This is a genomic window from Flavobacterium sp., assembly GCF_035299245.1.
Lineage (GTDB): Bacteria > Bacteroidota > Bacteroidia > Flavobacteriales > Flavobacteriaceae > Flavobacterium.
Map to the genome: position 1 here is coordinate 35,090 of NZ_DATGWY010000002.1, position 16,393 is coordinate 51,482.

15 protein-coding genes and 1 pseudogene are annotated in these 16,393 nt (G+C 35.1%); 13 read left to right on the forward strand and 3 right to left on the reverse strand.

What is annotated here, in order from left to right:
* Positions 1-47: 47 nt before the first annotated feature.
* Positions 48-503, reverse strand: a complete 456-nt coding sequence (locus VK161_RS00635; RefSeq protein WP_324212808.1) for a DUF4870 domain-containing protein — start codon at positions 501-503, stop codon at positions 48-50.
* A gap of 223 nt (positions 504-726) precedes the next feature.
* On the opposite strand from VK161_RS00635, the gene VK161_RS00640 reads away from it, so the two are divergent.
* The 10 genes from VK161_RS00640 to VK161_RS00685 all read left to right on the forward strand — a co-directional run bounded on the left by VK161_RS00640 (position 727) and on the right by VK161_RS00685 (position 9,800).
* Positions 727-1,185 carry a DUF4442 domain-containing protein gene (locus VK161_RS00640; protein ID WP_324212809.1) on the forward strand — a complete coding sequence of 153 codons (459 nt, stop codon included), beginning with the start codon at positions 727-729 and terminating at the stop codon, positions 1,183-1,185.
* 76 nt (positions 1,186-1,261) lie between these two features.
* Positions 1,262-2,167: a TIGR01777 family oxidoreductase gene (locus VK161_RS00645; protein WP_324212810.1), complete on the forward strand. Its 906-nt coding sequence runs from the start codon at positions 1,262-1,264 to the stop codon at positions 2,165-2,167.
* Between the two features lie 523 nt (positions 2,168-2,690).
* Positions 2,691-3,293, forward strand: coding sequence for a nucleotide exchange factor GrpE (locus tag VK161_RS00650; RefSeq protein ID WP_324212811.1), 603 nt, complete (start codon positions 2,691-2,693; stop codon positions 3,291-3,293).
* Between the two features lie 89 nt (positions 3,294-3,382).
* Positions 3,383-4,504 (forward strand): molecular chaperone DnaJ, encoded by a 1,122-nt coding sequence (dnaJ, locus tag VK161_RS00655; protein WP_324212812.1) that lies wholly within the window; start codon positions 3,383-3,385, stop codon positions 4,502-4,504.
* Positions 4,505-4,735: 231 nt separating this feature from the next.
* Positions 4,736-5,656: an ATP-binding cassette domain-containing protein gene (locus VK161_RS00660; RefSeq protein WP_324212813.1), complete on the forward strand. Its 921-nt coding sequence runs from the start codon at positions 4,736-4,738 to the stop codon at positions 5,654-5,656.
* A 108-nt stretch (positions 5,657-5,764) separates the two neighbouring features.
* A complete protein-coding gene (locus tag VK161_RS00665; RefSeq protein ID WP_324212814.1) occupies positions 5,765-7,072 on the forward strand; it encodes an ABC transporter permease in 1,308 nt (435 codons plus the stop codon).
* Between the two features lie 3 nt (positions 7,073-7,075).
* On the forward strand, positions 7,076-7,483 hold the full coding sequence (locus VK161_RS00670) for a hypothetical protein (protein WP_324212815.1): 408 nt from the start codon (positions 7,076-7,078) through the stop codon (positions 7,481-7,483).
* A 152-nt stretch (positions 7,484-7,635) separates the two neighbouring features.
* Entirely contained in the window at positions 7,636-8,799 is a 1,164-nt protein-coding gene (locus VK161_RS00675; RefSeq protein ID WP_324212816.1) for a sigma-54 dependent transcriptional regulator, read from the forward strand.
* 66 nt (positions 8,800-8,865) lie between these two features.
* On the forward strand, positions 8,866-9,477 hold the full coding sequence (locus tag VK161_RS00680; protein WP_324212817.1) for a DEAD/DEAH box helicase: 612 nt from the start codon (positions 8,866-8,868) through the stop codon (positions 9,475-9,477).
* 116 nt (positions 9,478-9,593) lie between these two features.
* A complete protein-coding gene (locus tag VK161_RS00685; protein WP_324212818.1) occupies positions 9,594-9,800 on the forward strand; it encodes a DUF2007 domain-containing protein in 207 nt (68 codons plus the stop codon).
* On the opposite strand, the gene VK161_RS00690 is transcribed toward VK161_RS00685, so the two are convergent.
* Complete coding sequence (locus VK161_RS00690; protein WP_324212819.1) at positions 9,801-11,042, reverse strand: tRNA modification GTPase; 1,242 nt, start codon at positions 11,040-11,042, stop codon at positions 9,801-9,803.
* 112 nt (positions 11,043-11,154) lie between these two features.
* On the opposite strand from VK161_RS00690, the gene VK161_RS00695 reads away from it, so the two are divergent.
* On the forward strand, positions 11,155-11,961 hold the full coding sequence (locus VK161_RS00695) for an alpha/beta hydrolase (RefSeq protein ID WP_324212820.1): 807 nt from the start codon (positions 11,155-11,157) through the stop codon (positions 11,959-11,961).
* Positions 11,962-12,065: 104 nt separating this feature from the next.
* Positions 12,066-12,734: pseudogene (locus tag VK161_RS00700) on the forward strand (superoxide dismutase); the annotation flags it as partial.
* A 528-nt stretch (positions 12,735-13,262) separates the two neighbouring features.
* Here the strand turns inward: VK161_RS00700 and VK161_RS00705 are convergent.
* The gene (locus tag VK161_RS00705; RefSeq protein WP_324212821.1) at positions 13,263-14,489 is read right to left on the reverse strand and encodes an MFS transporter; all 1,227 of its coding nucleotides are present in this window, start codon (positions 14,487-14,489) and stop codon (positions 13,263-13,265) included.
* 237 nt (positions 14,490-14,726) lie between these two features.
* Here VK161_RS00705 and VK161_RS00710 point away from each other — a divergent pair, with 237 nt between their 5' ends.
* Positions 14,727-16,358: an ABC-F family ATP-binding cassette domain-containing protein gene (locus VK161_RS00710; protein WP_324212822.1), complete on the forward strand. Its 1,632-nt coding sequence runs from the start codon at positions 14,727-14,729 to the stop codon at positions 16,356-16,358.
* The last annotated feature ends 35 nt before the right edge of the window (positions 16,359-16,393 follow it).

The window sequence follows — 16,393 nt, forward strand, 5'->3', positions numbered from 1 at the left end:
TTTGATTGATGATTGATTGATGATTGTTTGATGATTGTTTGATGATTTTATTTAAAAAAAGGTATGGTTAAAGGATATTTGTAAAGTTCACCATTGGAGGCTTTTACTGAAGCATAAATGATTAAGATGAATTCCATTATCTTTAAGAATCCAAATACGGCCACCGCACATAATGCCAGTGTAATGAAACCAGTTGATTGTCCGATGGTCATTTCATGAAAATGATGGTGATTGTCATTCAGTATTTCGTTCCATGTTACATTTTTTAAAACGGCGTAAATGATGATCGGAATTGCAATTAAACATAATATAAGAGAGTACAATAACATACTCAATTGAAAATTCAAAACTTGTTTTCCATTGGCATCGATAAACTCAGAATCCTTTTTCTTAGAACTCCAAATGATGATTGGAAAAATGTAATTCCCAAACGGAATAAAATACTGAGTTAAAGTACTCAGGTGAATTGCCGTTGAAACGTTTCTTTCGTTGGTTGTGCTCATTTTGATTTGATTTAAGTTCTGTTTTTTTACAACAGTGTTGATTGATGATTAAAACTCCGAAACTAACAATACTATAGATAAGCTATTAATTTCTTATACAAAGATAAGGCTAAAAAAAGATACCTTGCAATACAAAGTACTGAATATTAACATTTATTTAACATTTGTAACAACATGACAAAACCTATATATTTCACTATATTTACAACAAATTCAATACTTCATGACACTTTCTCCTTCCAAATTAAATACATTTTTGTTTTTTAAATTACCTTCTGCATTTTGGTGTGGAGTTCGAGTTCAGTCCATTTCTAATACTGTCTGTGTGACTAAAGTCAAACACAAATGGTTCAATCAAAATCCGTTCAATTCGATGTATTTTGCTGTTCAAGCCATGGCAGCTGAACTTTCCACTGGCGCTTTGGTTGTATCACAAATAAAAAGTAGTGGCAAAAATGTTTCCATGTTAGTGGCCAATAATAAAGCAACTTTTACCAAAAAAGCAACGGGCAGAATTACGTTTACGTGCAACGACGGAAATTTATCCGAAGCAGCCATTCAAAAAACTATTACCACTGGCGAAGGTCAAACCGTTTGGATGCAATCCATCGGAACTGATGAAAAAGGCGATCAGGTTTCAGTATTCGATTTTGAATGGACGGTAAAGTTAAAAACTCCGTAAACAAAAGTTAAACCCAATACAATTAACAATTTGTTTTAAAAGCAAGGTTTTACCTTTGTATACAATTTAGTCGATAATGAAAGTTTTAATCACAGGCGCAACAGGTTTAATAGGTAAAGAATTGGTCGATTTGCTTTTGCAAAACAATCATACTGTGCACTATTTGACTACTTCGCCTCAAAAAATTAAGAATACTTCCAATTATTATGGGTTCTACTGGAATCCAGCCGAAGGTAAAATCGACGAAAATTGCATCGAAGGTATTGATACAATAGTGCATCTTGCAGGCGCATCCATTTCAAAACGTTGGACCAACACTTACAAACAAGAATTAATCGAAAGCCGCGTTTTATCTGCCAACTTATTATTTAATTTGGTCAAGAAAACCCAAAATAAAGTCAAACATTTCATCTCCGCTTCAGGAACAGCTATTTATCCCGATAGTGATTCGGCTGTTTACGACGAATTCTCGAAAGAAATTGACAACTCCTTTCTCGGTAATGTTGTTGTAAAATGGGAGGAAAGCGCCGATCAATTTCAACTCCTCAATATAAAGGTAACCAAACTTCGAACCGGAGTGGTGTTCTCAGAAAAAGGTGGAGCGTTACTCGAAATGATCAAACCCATAAAAATGTATGCAGGCTCGGGTTTTGGATCGGGAACGCAAATACAATCGTGGATTCACCTTTCCGATGTTGCTCAATTGTATTATTGGGTCATTCAAAGCAAAACAGAAGGAATTATAAACGCCGTAGCGCCCAATTCTATCAATAATCAAGACTTAACCAAACTCATTGCTAAACGGTTAAAACGGCCGCTATTTTTACCCAATATTCCCCAATTTGTGATGAAATTGATTTTGGGAGAAATGCATATTTTATTGTTTTCAAACAAGAATATTCTCCCCAAAAGAGCTACTTCGCTGGGGTTTCACTTTCAATTTGACACTCCCGAAAAAGCCTTACAAGACCTTATAAAATAAAAAAAAGTTCCAACATTTTGTTGGAACTTTTTTTCATTGAATTAATAATATCTTGAGCTTTTCAGCCAATCGTAAACCTTTTATACTTTCAAATATAGTGAATACGAAATCGTAATAGTCTTAAAATTATATTAAATTTTTAGGAGCAGACATTTAGTTTTTTCTAAGAACAGTTGTCCCGCTTTCCGCAGTATCTTTTTGTTAGTACGTGCACTTCAAAATAGCACCTTACTGTCTAAAGAATTCGCACTCAAAATCTGATGTAACAAAAAGGATACTTGCTTCAATCGGGGCTAGAATAGACTTCTTTTGCATAAAATAAATCTTAATTATCGTAGATTGAATTTCCACTATCTTCAGATAGTGGTTAATCTTCTACATCGCAGATTAAATTTCCACTATCTTCAGATGGTGGATAACAAAACGTCTTCGAAAGAAGAAAACAAAACATCTTCAAAAAAAAACAATGACAATTTGACATTTTCAAACATTTGGCAGTACTTTTGCAATCCAAAATCAACAAATGAACATCAAGAATATTTTTAAAAATAAGAGCACAATGAATACTGAAAATTCTGAAAAAGAAGTAATTGAGAACGAAAGTGAAACCTTAAATCAGTCGGAAGAAAACGCGACAGACCAAGCCGTTCCTGAAGTTGAGGCAGCAGAAGAGTTAACCGTTGAGCAAAAGTTAGAAGAAGAATTAGCCAAAGAAAAAGATAAATTTTTGCGTCTTTTTGCCGAATTTGAAAACTATAAAAAGCGTACAACCAAAGAGCGAATCGACTTGTTCAAAACAGCCAATCAAGAAGTGCTACAGGCGATGTTGCCAGTTTTAGACGATTTTGACAGAGCAATGACTCAAATTTCTAAATCAGAAGACGAAGTGTTGTTAAAAGGAGTTGAATTGATTCATGAAAAATTGAAATCGACATTGATTTCTAAAGGATTGGAACAAGTTGAGGTAAAAGTGGGAGACGATTTCAATGCCGATTTTGCTGAAGCCATTACTCAAATTCCAGCACCATCCGACGATTTGAAAGGTAAAATTGTAGACGTAATCGAAAAAGGATATAAATTGGGTGACAAAATCATCCGTTTTCCAAAGGTTGTACTTGGAAATTAAAATTTCCAAGTACAACCTTTGGACTAGAAACGGGATTTATCTCGTTTTAAAAATGGAATTTATTCCATTAATAATATAAAGAGATTAAAATGAAAAAAGATTTTTACGAAATACTAGGCATTTCCAAAAATGCTTCTCCTGAAGAAATTAAAAAAGCCTATCGCAAGAAGGCCATCGAGTTTCACCCTGATAAAAATCCGGGCAACAAAGAAGCGGAAGAAAATTTCAAATTGGCAGCCGAAGCTTATGAAGTATTGAGCGACCCAAATAAGAAAGCCCGTTACGATCAATATGGACATCAAGCTTTTGATGGCGCTGGTGGATTTGGCGGTGGCGGTCACATGAATATGGACGATATTTTCAGCCAATTTGGGGATATTTTCGGAAGTGCTTTTGGTGGAGGTGGTTTCAGTGGCTTTGGAGGAAGTTCTGGTGGACAACGCCGAATGAAAGGAAGCAATCTCCGTATCAAAGTAAAACTTACTTTAGAAGAAGTGGCCAATGGTGTTGAGAAAAAAGTAAAAGTAAAACGTAAAATTCAAGCACCAGGTGTGCGTTACAAAACGTGTTCAACCTGTAACGGTCAAGGTCAGGTATTGCGCGTAACAAACACTATTTTAGGTCGTATGCAAACCGCTACAACGTGTAACGTTTGCGGTGGTTCAGGCCAAACTATTGAAAGCAAACCAAATAATGCTGATGCACACGGAATGATTTTGGAAGATGAAACGGTTTCAATTAAAATTCCTGCCGGTGTAACCGATGGAATGCAATTAAAAGTTTCAGGAAAAGGAAATGATGCGCCTGGAAACGGAATTGCAGGTGATTTAATTGTGGCCATCGAAGAACTTGAACATGAATTTTTAAAACGTGAAGGCGAAAACCTGCATTATGATTTATACATTAGTATTGCCGAAGCTGCATTAGGAGTTTCTAAAGATATTGAAGCTGTAAATGGAAAAGTTCGAATTAAGTTAGAAGAAGGAATCCAATCTGGGAAGATTTTACGTCTAAAAGGTAAGGGAATTCCGAGTATTAATAGCTATGGAAACGGTGATTTACTCGTTCATGTAAACGTTTGGACACCAAAAACTTTGACAAAAGAACAACGTCAATTCTTCGAGAAATCGTTGACTGACGCTAACTTTATCCCTCATCCAGAAAAGAGCGATAAATCTTTTTTTGAAAAAGTTAAAGATATGTTTTCATAGTAAATAAATTATTTTTACATTTGACTATTACTTGGTAACAAGTAATTTCTTTTTCATAGCAATTTTTCCCATCCTTGTTTCACAATAAGGGTGGGTTTTTTGTAACAATTCGTTTCAATCGACTACTAATTGCGTACTTTTGCCAATCAAAATATTAATTTTAATAATCAGATTCAATTTGATTTTTTGACATTGATTTTTGACATTCACATTGAATTTTGACCAATATCTATGAGTAACATCCTCGAAGTAAAAAATGTAGTGAAGCAATACGGCGATTATACAGCGCTGAATGAAGTTTCTCTAACCGTTCCTAAAGGCAGCATTTACGGATTATTAGGTCCGAATGGCGCTGGAAAAACCTCTCTAATTCGAATCATTAACCAGATAACAATGCCCGACAGTGGTGAAGTTATTCTAGATGGTGAAGCATTAAAACCAGAGCATGTGGCTGTAATCGGCTATATGCCTGAAGAACGTGGCTTATACAAAACCATGAAAGTAGGTGAGCAGTGTTTGTATTTAGCTCAGCTTAAAGGCTTGACCAAACAAGAAGCCAAAACACAGCTTGATTATTGGTTCAATAAACTTGAAATTCAAGGTTGGTGGAACAAAAAAATTCAAGAACTTTCCAAAGGTATGGCGCAAAAAATACAGTTTGTGGTAACCGTTTTGCACCAACCTAAATTATTGATTTTAGACGAACCGTTCTCCGGATTTGATCCTGTTAACGCCAATTTGATTAAAGACGAAATTATCGAACTCAACAAAAAAGGAACATCTGTGATTTTTTCCACACACCGAATGGAAAGTGTAGAAGAAATGTGCGATCATATCGCCTTAATTCACAAATCAAATAAACTGATAGAAGGTAAATTAACTGATGTAAAAAAACAATACCGAACCAACAGTTACGATGTCGGAATTCTAACCAACAATGTAGAAGGTTTGATGTACGATTTAACACAAAAATTCACCTTGTCAACAACCGACTTCAAATCATTAAACGACGAATTAAAACTCGAAATCAACCTCGGAAATGCCGCTCCAAACGAACTATTAAACACCTTGGTTCAACGCGGACAAGTCACGCATTTTGTAGAGAAAATTCCGAGTGTAAACGATATATTTATTAAAACAGTAACTGAATAGACTTCTTAGATTGTAGGATTGTAAGACTATAAGATTTATGTCTTTAAAATCCTACAATCCTAAAGTCTTACAGCCCTAAAGTCCAAAATCTAATCAGTCAAAAAGAAAATGAGCAAACTACTCCTTATCATAAAAAGAGAATTCATTGCCAAAGTGCGCAACAAATCGTTCATTGTAATGACGTTTTTGAGTCCGTTACTTTTTGTCGGAATCGGTGGTTTTGTAGGCTATTTAAGTCAGATGAAAGCCGAGCAAAAAACCATTGCCATTCACGATGAAACAGGCAAATTTGCCAATGATTTCAAAAGCGATGACGAATACAAATACCTCAATTTATCCAATGTTGATGTTAAAACATTAAAAGATAGTATTGTAAACGAAAGTTACGAAGGTCTTTTACTTATCCCCAAAACAAATGATAATAATACACTTCAAAAAGGAATCCAATACGTATCAAACGATAGTCCTGGTGTGATGTTTGTCGAAGATTTGGAATCCATAATTGCCAAAAGAATCACTGCTGAAAATTTTCAAGCACAAGGATTAGATACGCTAAAAATAAGCAAAGCCAAAGCCGATGTGTCTATTAATTTGACCAAAGCTTCAGGTGAAGAAGCATTGAAAGGACTGAATGAAATCAAAATCGGAATTGGTGGAGCCTTTGGTTATTTAATCATGATGTTCATTGTTATATACGGAAATATGGTAATGCGAAGTGTCATCGAAGAAAAAACTTCACGCATCATTGAGGTAATTATATCATCTGTAAAGCCTTTCCAATTAATGATGGGAAAAATTATCGGTACTTCATTAGCCGGAATTCTTCAGTTTTTAATCTGGGCAATACTTGGGCTAACAGCAATGTTCATTTTATCTTCTATTTTTGGTGTCCAAATGGGCGCTTCTTCTGGTCCACAAGCACAACAAGCCATCGAGTTAGCTCAAAAAGAAGCAAGCGGAACTCTTCAGATGTACATTAAAGAATTGTGGAATTTACCTATTGCGACTATTATTGTCTGTTTTATTTTTTACTTCATTGGTGGCTACTTTTTATACAGTTCGTTCTATGCTTCCATCGGAGCTGCAGTGGATAATGAAACCGACTCACAGCAATTTCTTTTACCTATAATAATGCCTTTAATTTTAGGAGTTTACATCGGATTTTTCACCGTAATTAACGATCCACATGGTACGGTTGCAACGGTATTTTCAATGATTCCGCTGACTTCGCCTATCGTAATGATGATGCGAATTCCGTTTGGTGTGCCTTGGTGGGAAATCGCAATTTCAATGGTATTGTTATTTGGTACATTTTTTGGTGTGGTTTGGTTCGCTTCCAAAATTTACCGTGTCGGAATTCTGATGTACGGTAAAAAACCATCTTGGAAAGAATTAATCAAATGGCTTAAATATTAATTAATGAATACTTTTTTTAGACTATCGTTACTCTCAATTACCGTTCTATCGCTTAATTCATGCGGTTATGGTTATTCAACTTCCGAACGTTTTACTCCCTTCGATCCATCGCAAAAAGACATAAAATGCAACTATGTTCCAGAAAAGGTGGACTTGTTTTTTGAAGGCGAAAAAATCGACTTTGAATACGAAAAACTAGGTGTAATTGAAGTGCAAGGTCAACAGTATGCCAATGATGCTGAAATGTTGGAAAAACTCAAAAAGTTAGCCAAAGAAAAATGCTGTGATGCTATCATTAACCTGAAAAGAGGTTACATTGATAGAGAAAGAGGCTTGTTTTTTAGTAGCGAACCTAACGAAAAATATTCTGCAATTACCTATTTCGGATTGGGAGTCAAAAAGAGAAGTTAGAAGCAAATAGCTTGGGCTTTGTCAGCAATCCTTTTTCCCGCTTTCCGTCTCCGCCTAGGCGGAGACGGAAAGCGGGGCTAAATAAACAAACTAAATTGAATTTTTGCGAACTTTGCGAAAAACTTTGCGAACTTTGCGGTTAAATACTACCTATGTCAAAAATACTCATCATCGAAGACGAAGCATCCATCAGAAGAGTGCTTACCAAAATACTTTCTGAGGAAAACGATACGTATCAAGTAGAGGAAGCCGAAGACGGCGTTCAAGGCTTTGAAAAAATCAAAAATACCGATTATGATTTGGTGTTGTGCGACATCAAAATGCCAAAAATGGACGGCGAAGAACTACTCGAAGCCGTAAAAAAAATAAAACCCGAAATTCCAATTGTAATGATTTCTGGTCATGGCGATATGGAAACGGCCATTAATACCATGCGTTTGGGTGCATTTGATTACATTTCAAAACCACCCGATTTGAATCGACTTCTCAATACAGTGCGCAATGCTTTAGATAAAAAACAACTCGTAGTTGAAAACAAAATTCTGAAAAAGAAAGTTAGTAAAAACTACGAAATGATTGGAAATTCAGAGCCCATCAATCACATCAAACAAATGATCGAAAAGGTAGCTCAAACGGATGCCCGAGTTTTGATTACAGGTCCGAATGGAACCGGAAAAGAACTCGTAGCGCATCAATTGCACGAAAAAAGCGAGCGCAGTCAATTTCCTTTAATTGAAGTTAATTGTGCCGCAATTCCATCAGAATTAATTGAAAGTGAGTTGTTTGGTCATGTGAAAGGCGCGTTTACATCTGCAGTAAAAGACCGAGCAGGAAAATTTGAAGCGGCCGATGGAGGAACAATTTTTCTTGATGAAATTGGCGATATGAGTATGGCAGCACAAGCCAAGGTATTGCGTGCCTTACAAGAAAATTTGATCCAAAGAGTCGGTGCTGATAAAGACATTAAGGTTAATGTTCGGGTTGTTGCAGCAACCAACAAAGACTTGAAAAAAGAAATCGAAGAAGGTCGTTTCCGTGAAGATTTATACCACAGATTAGCCGTAATTTTAATTAAAGTTCCGGCTTTGAATGACCGCAGAGATGACATACCTTTGCTCATCGAACATTTTGCAGCTAAAATAGCCGAAGAGCAAGGAAATGCTCAAAAATCATTTTCCAGCCAAGCCATTAAATTACTGCAAGAATACGATTGGACAGGTAACATACGCGAATTGAGAAACGTAGTAGAACGCTTGATAATATTGGGCGGAAACGAAATTTCAGAAACCGACGTGAAGTTATTTGCGAGTAAATAATAACCATTAGTAATTAGCCATTAGCAGGTTTCTTTTGCTAAAAGCTGAATGCTGAAAGCTAATAAAATGCAACTAAAAAAAATAAACCCAAACCTGCATCAAGCGCTTATTGACAGCGGATTGACCGAAGCCAATGAGATGCAAATCGAAACGTTTTCAACCATTAAAAGTGGTGCGGATGCCGTAATTCAGTCGGCAGGTGGAACGGGAAAAACAACAACTATTGTTCTGAATGTGATTCAGCGTTTAGAAAAGGCGGTAGGTGAGAGCACACGCGCCTTAATCGTAGTTTTAGACAAGGAAAAAGTACTCGAAACCGTTGGTCTTTTCGAAGCTTTTGGTAAATACACTGATTTACGTGTAATTGGTTGCCACGACAAAGGCGATATCGACTATGATAAAAACGTTATTTCTACCGGAATGGATGTAATAGTCGGAACACCAACTAGAATCAACGCCATGTTTTCTTCGGCTGGTTTCAATATGAATACCATTAAAATGTTCATTGTTGATGATGCCGAATTACTATTCCGATTGCGTCATGATGCTATTATTTTACGATTGTCGATGAGTGTCGAAAAAACACAACGCATTTTCTTTTGCTCCGAAATCATCGAACGAGTAGAATCATTAGCTGATAAAATCATGATTGAACCTCTCTTCTTTGAAATGGAATAAATTAATAGACAGTTTACAATTGATAATTAACAATTGTAAAATAGGTAATAGAAATTAAACATAAAACCGGATAATTGTCAATTATCCATTATCAATTATCAATTAAAATGGGATTAATGAAACTCTTTTCAGGCGACGAAATTTTAGCCTTAGCCTTACAACAAAAAATTGAGGCAATTGGCGTAAATACAGTCATTCGCAATAATAATCAAGCCAACGTACTTCCGAGTATTCAACCTCAAAAGGCAGTCGAGTTGTTCATTCAGGAAACTGATTTTGCCAAAGCAAATCCAATCGTTGAGGCCTTTCGATTGAGTTTGTAATTAAAAAATAGTATAGCCTATCACTAGTCCGTTTGTACTATACTTTCCAGACCATGAAATGTATCCTCCAATAACCTCACCTGGAGTATTTAATCGATATTCTATATTCCACTTATCAAAGCAATAACCAATTCCTAGAGCAAAATTGTTTCTTGAATTTAAATTTAATACTGTACTAGCATTATCATAACTAATAGTAGATGATCCAAAATCGATTTTGAAAACATAAGCTATGTTGTAAAATATTCTAGATTTTGAGTTCAGGTAAGAATAATATCTAAATCCAACAGGAATCTCTACAATTGAATAGTCAACGTTGACTGTGTGATTTACATCTTCACTATGGATTCCTAAACCATCGTTATTCACAAAGTTTTTTTCAGCTTTGAATTTATGATAACTCGGATTTAAAAACACACTCCATTTATTATTGTTAAATGGAAGAATATATTCAGCCTCTAATCCAACTTTAAAAATAAATTCATTTTTAATTTCTGTGCTTAAGTTGAGGAATTGATTAGGATCGACAATATCAAGTGATGCAAAATTCAAACCGGTATTGAATTTTAAAAAAACTTTTTCTTTTTGATTGCTTGCATTTTCATAATTGGTATATGAAATTCCACTGCACTTGTTATGTTTTTCAATAACTTTTGATAATGAGGCTTTTTTATATTGCAAATTTTCAAAATCGCTCAATGTCATAGCATCACACGTTAAAGTTGAGTATAATTGGTTTTTGTACAATGAATTAAATTCAATAATGGTATTGTCTTCCTCATTTAGATATTTGTGATATACCAATTGGTTTATAGAATCAGTTTTAGAGGTTTTAAAAAAATAACGAATTACCTCTCCTTTATTATACAAATATAAATTTACGTCACCTTCTATTAGCACTTTTAAAAAAAGTGTTTCATTGGTCCAAACAGGGTTTTTATTTATAGTTAATTGATTGATATTTTTACTAGAATAATCAATATCAACCTTTGCTTTGATGTATTTACAAACGTCATAAATTCCGAATTCTTTAATATTGGTTATTGACTCTTCAGAAAATGTTGAATCTTCTACATTGCTCTTATACAGGAAACCAACAGGGTTATTCAACCATCCAATGTTTTTTATGTAACATTCCACTTTCTCTCCAGAATTTTTAATATAATATCCTTTCTCAAAATTAATTTGTGAATATGAGATTGTAAATACTAATAAAGAAAGGAATGTGATTAATCGTCTCATTTTTTTTTTGGCGAAGATATAACTTTATTGAAATTATACGTTTTCTTACAAAAAAATCTTTTTGAAGGAATTTTTTATATAGGTTTGAGTTAAATATTGAAAATTATTAGCAGTGAAAGCCATCCGATTTACCTTTTTTTCTTTTTTGACCGTTTTCGGGATACTGTACTTTTTGTACGTAAGTTACATTTATTTCAATCAGGAAGAAATGGTGTTTCGTGCCTATAAACTTTCTGAAAACCACCAGTTTAATTTCAGTGAAAAATTCGAAGAGGTTACCATTCCTTCTTTCGATGGAAAGCAACTGCACGGATTGTTATTTAAAACTCCCAACTCTAAAGGACTCGTTTTTTATTTGCACGGAAATGCAGGTACAGTTGATGATTGGGGAAATAATGCTTCCATTTATACCAATTTGGGTTACGATATTTTCTTTTTAGATTACCGTGGTTTCGGAAAAAGTGAAGGCGAAATTGACAATCAAGAACAGATTTACAAAGATATTTCTATTGCTTATGATTCAGTAGTATCAAAATACAATTCTAAAGAAATTATTCTTATTGGGTATTCCATTGGAACTGGATTGGCCACATATTTGGCATCGGTTAAAAATCCCAACAAACTAATTCTTCAAGCACCGTATTATAACTTTTTAGAATTTTCAACAGGAAGAGCACCTTTTTTTCCTGATTTTCTAAAGAAATTTGACTTTGAAACCGACCGCTACATTGCAAAAGTCAAAGCACCGATATATCTTTTTCATGGCAATCAAGACCAATTGATCTCGGTTTCCAATTCTCAACGATTGAAAAAGATCATCAAGCCTTCAGACCAACTTTTTATCCTTGATGGTGAAGACCATCTTGGCATCAATGATAATTACGATTTTCAGCACCATCTGAAGCAGATTTTAAGATAATTTTACACTATTCAAATCAGCAAAGCCTTATCTTTGTAAGACAAGAATCATTGATTTTTCTATCATGAGGCATCAATGATAAATAGTTTAAAAAATCAAAAAAAATGAAGAAAAATCAGATTTTATCGGTTGTATTACTTATTTGTGCTTCGGTATCGGCACAGTTTACTCAAAAACCATTGCCATACGCTTACAATGCTTTGGAACCGTTTATCGATGCACAAACTATGGAAATTCACTACAGCAAACACCACACTGCTTACATCAAAAATTTGAATGCTGCTGTTGTTGGAACTGATGCAGAAAAAATGAGTATTAATGAGATTTTTGCCAATGTGTCTAAGTTGAGTCTAGCGATTCGAAATAACGCAGGTGGGCATTTCAATCACGAACTATTTTGGTCGATTTTAACTCCGGAAAAAAACACCAAACCGTCAGCCGATTTAGAAAAAGCAATCAACGATGCTTTTGGCAGTTTGGATGTGTTAAAAGAAAAGATGAATGCAGCTGCAGCGACACGTTTCGGTTCGGGTTGGGCGTGGCTTTATGTGGGACAAGACGGAAAATTAGCGGTTTGTTCGACTGCCAATCAAGACAATCCGTTGATGGACATAGCCGAAAATAAAGGAACACCTATTTTAGGAATTGATGTTTGGGAACATGCCTATTATTTGAAATATCAAAACAAACGCGCGGACTATTTGACTGCCATCTGGAATGTCATCAACTGGAATGAAGTGAGTAAAAATTATGCTTCTGCATTGCCTCAAAAGAAAGGTAAATTTGACGGTTGGTTGGCGTTGAAAGATTTCCATAAAGTAATGTCGCAAACGTTTCACCCAAGTGAAGAAGGAAATTTACAACCAATTAAAGAGCGAAGTGGCGAAATGGTGCTAAAAGCCGCAGCATTATCACAATCAACTATTCCAGCAGAGTTCTATAAAAAAGAAGTAGTTGTTGCAATACAAAAATTAGTCGTCGACAGTAAAAAGTTAGACAAATTAGTAAAAGCTAAAAAATCGGATAAAGAAATTACAACTGCATTAGCCAAATTGCACGATGTTTTCCATGAAATAATTGGCTTGTGTTCACCTGGAGACGAGCATTAGAATAGTATTTTATTTAATTCAAAAAGCAGGATGTTCTACTATGAATTTCCTGCTTTTCAGTTTCCAAAAACATTAAATCACGTAAATTCTATTTATATTTTCAGAAAACAAATTAGTTTCAAATAATCGTAAAATCTTACAGTCTTACAGTCCTAAAGTCTTATAATCTTACTGTCTAAAAATCTAAAAAAGCTATCGAAACATCTTCAAATTATACGTAAGCGCAGAAATAAACAACCCAAAAACACCAATAATAGCAAAAGAATACTTTAAGCTAGTTAGTTCGGCAATGTAACCGATAAATGGTGGTCCAATTAAAAAGCCCAAAAAGCTGATGCTCGAAACAATGGTCAACGCAATACCAGTTGGTACTTTTTGGCTGTTTCCTGCCGCATTAAAAACAATCGGAACCACATTGGAAACTCCCAATCCAACCAACATAAAAGCAATGGTGCACGGAATCAAAAACGGCAATAGCACTGCTAAATAGAGACCGAATGAAATCATTAAACCACTTACAATTAGGACTTTTCGCGGGCCAAATCGTCCGACTAAAACATCACTCAAAAACCGTCCAATTGCCATGGTCACCATAAACGAAGTATAACCCAAAATCACTAATGCTCCGGGTGCTTTTATGATTTCTTTAAAATAAACACCGCTCCAATCAAACATAATTCCTTCGCTGGCCATACAACAAAAACTGATGATTCCGAGCCAAATGAGCGATTTATCTTTGATTTTAAAAAACGAAAATTGTTCCTTTTCCTCTTCTTTTTTTGGCGACTTAACTTTAACTAAGAACGAATAATTAAGGAATATCAAGATGGCTATAAGGAACAAAACGATGACAAAATGCGCAAAAGGACTCAATTGAAACGCAAGTACAATTAACCCAAGTAAAGCTCCGCAGAATCCGGCCAAACTCCACGAACCGTGAAACGATCCCATAATAGGTTTTTCAAATAACTGTTGTGTAAAAACACCTTGTGTATTCACTGCAATATTGCAGAAGTTTCCAAAAAAACCAAACAGAAAAAGAGTCAATGCCAAGTGCCAGCTTGTTGTTGCTAATCCTAATAAAGTCAGGCAAACCGCATACATGAATAATCCGCTAATGGCAATTTTTCGACTACCGTATTCGGTTACCACTTTTCCCGAAAAAGGCATCGCCACCAACTGGCCAATAGGCAATGCAAATAATAATGTTCCCAATTCGGCTTCACTTAATTGCAGCGCTAATTTGATATCCGGAATTCTACTGGCCCAAGTAGCAAAACAAAATCCCATTCCAAAAAAGAATAATGCAGTTGCCCAGCGCACACGATTTAAATACGATGACTTTGCGCTGGTAAACGATTTTTTGATTTTTCCATTCGGAATTATTTTCCCCAAGAAACGATAATCAATCAGTGGCATATTGAGCAACATTTGGATTAAAAACGAGATGTAAAAGTACGCATTTATGTCTTTTAAAATGAATCGTATTTTGTCATAATTCGATGAAAAAACACACAATAATATTTGATTCAAACCAATTGTCTAATTGGCTATTTAAGTTATCTTTGCACCTTTTTAAAATGGATTACAAGACTACAAGACTTTAGGATAATAGGTCTTAAATTCTTAAAATCTTAAATTCTTAAAATCTTTCTAATGATTACAGTCAACGATATTTCAGTACAATTTGGTGGAACCACTTTATTTAGCGATGTTTCTTTTGCTATTAATGAAAATGATAAAATTGCCTTAATGGGTAAAAATGGAGCAGGAAAATCAACACTTCTCAAAATTATTGCGGGTGCGAGCAAACCATCAACTGGAAGTATTTCGGCACCAAAAGAAGCGATAATTGCTTATTTGCCGCAGCATTTATTAACCAAAGACGACGCTACTGTTTTTGAAGAAACTTCCAAAGCGTTTGCTGAGGTTTTTGAAATGAAAGACGAAATCGACCAAATCAATGAGCAATTGACCATTCGCACCGATTATGAAAGCGACGATTATATGAAGTTAATCGAACGCGTTTCGGAGTTGTCAGAGAAGTTTTATTCAATCGAAGAAGTCAATTACGAAGCTGAAGTAGAAAAAGTACTCAAAGGATTGGGATTTGAACGCGAAGATTTTACTCGTCCAACCTCTGAATTTTCAGGTGGATGGAGAATGCGTATTGAATTGGCTAAAATTTTATTAAAAAAGCCCGATTTGATTTTGCTTGATGAGCCGACCAATCATATGGACATTGAAAGTATCGAGTGGTTGGAAGATTTCTTGATCAATTCGGCCAAAGCAGTAATGGTAATTTCCCACGATAGAGCATTCGTAGACAACATCACCAATCGTACTATTGAAGTAACTATGGGTAGAATTTACGATTACAAAGCCAAATATTCACATTATTTAGAACTCAGAAAAGACCGACGCGCTCATCAGCAAAAAGCCTATGAAGAGCAACAAAAAATGATTGCCGAAAACATGGAATTCATCGAGCGATTCAAAGGAACGTATTCCAAAACATTACAAGTGCAGTCGCGTGTGAAAATGTTGGAAAAGCTTGAAATTGTTGAAGTTGATGAAGTAGATAACTCAGCATTGCGATTGAAATTTCCGCCTTCACCACGCAGCGGACAATATCCTGTTGTAGTCAATGAATTGTCCAAATCGTATGGCGATCACGTAGTGTTTAAAGATGCGAGTATGGTAATTGAACGCGGACAAAAAGTGGCTTTTGTAGGTAAAAACGGTGAAGGAAAATCGACGATGATTAAAGCCATCATGAAAGAGATTGATTTTGAAGGAAAACTAGAAATTGGACATAATGTACAAATTGGTTATTTTGCACAAAATCAGGCTTCATTATTGGATGAAAATCTTTCGGTCTTTGAAACCATTGATATGATAGCAGTAGGCGATATCCGAAGTAAAATTAAGGATTTATTAGGCGCTTTTATGTTCAGTGGCGACGATACTACCAAAAAAGTGAAAGTACTTTCGGGTGGAGAAAAAACGCGTCTGGCCATGATCAAATTATTGCTCGAACCTGTAAATGTCTTGATTCTCGATGAGCCAACCAATCACTTAGACATGAAAACCAAAGACATCATCAAAGACGCTTTAAAAGATTTTGATGGAACGTTGATTTTGGTTTCACACGATAGGGATTTTCTAGATGGTTTGGCAGAAAAAGTATTCGAATTCGGACACAAACGCGTGAAAGAACATTTTGAAGACATCAAAGGTTTCTTGGCTCATAAAAAAATGGAAAGTTTACGTGAGATAGAAAAATAAGTTTTAAAGGTAATTGTTTTTTGTTACATTTGGTT